This window comes from Kitasatospora nipponensis, from assembly GCF_039528135.1.
Classification (GTDB): Bacteria; Actinomycetota; Actinomycetes; order Streptomycetales; family Streptomycetaceae; genus Kitasatospora; species Kitasatospora nipponensis.
On the sequence record NZ_BAAALF010000779.1, the window covers coordinates 1 to 662 of the forward strand.

General features: G+C 72.4%; 1 protein-coding gene. It reads left to right on the forward strand.

The features are described 5' to 3' along the window. Position 1: 1 nt before the first annotated feature. Positions 2–662 (forward strand): glycoside hydrolase family 3 protein (locus tag ABD323_RS43290; RefSeq protein ID WP_344447515.1); only part of this gene is annotated, 661 nt, incomplete at its 3' end.

A 662-nucleotide genomic window follows, 5' to 3' on the forward strand; every position in this document is an offset into this window, starting at 1 on the left:
CCTGCCCGCCAAGGTGGCACTGCTGGCCGGTGCCGACATGTGGTCGCTGCCCGCGAACGAGGAGATCGGCCTCGGCCGGCTGGTGATGTCGGACGGTCCGGCCGGGGTGCGGGGCGAGCAGTGGACCCCGGACGACCCGTCCGTCTCGATCCCCTCGCCGACCGCGCTGGCCGCCACCTGGGACCTCGAACTGGTGCGCAGGGCCGGTCGGTTGCTGGCCCAGGAGGCCCGCCGCAAGGGTGCCCACGTGGTGGTGGCGCCGACCGTGAACCTGCACCGCAGCCCGCGCGGCGGACGGCACTTCGAGTGCTACTCGGAGGATCCGCTGCTCACCGGTGAGCTGGGCGCGGCGCTGGTCTCCGGGGTGCAGGACGGCGGGGTGGCCACCACGCCCAAGCACTTCGTCGGCAACGACTCGGAGACCGACCGCTACACGGTGGACGTCCGGCTGGACGAGCGCACGCTGCGCGAGCTCTACCTGGCCCCGTTCGAGATCATCGTGAAGAAGGCCAGCCCCTGGGGGCTGATGGCCGCGTACAACGCGGTGAACGGGCCGAGCATGACGGAGCACCAGGAGCTCAACAACCGCGTGCTGCGCGAGGAGTGGGGCTTCGACGGGGTGCTGGTCTCGGACTGGACCGGGGCCCGGGACACCGTGCGGG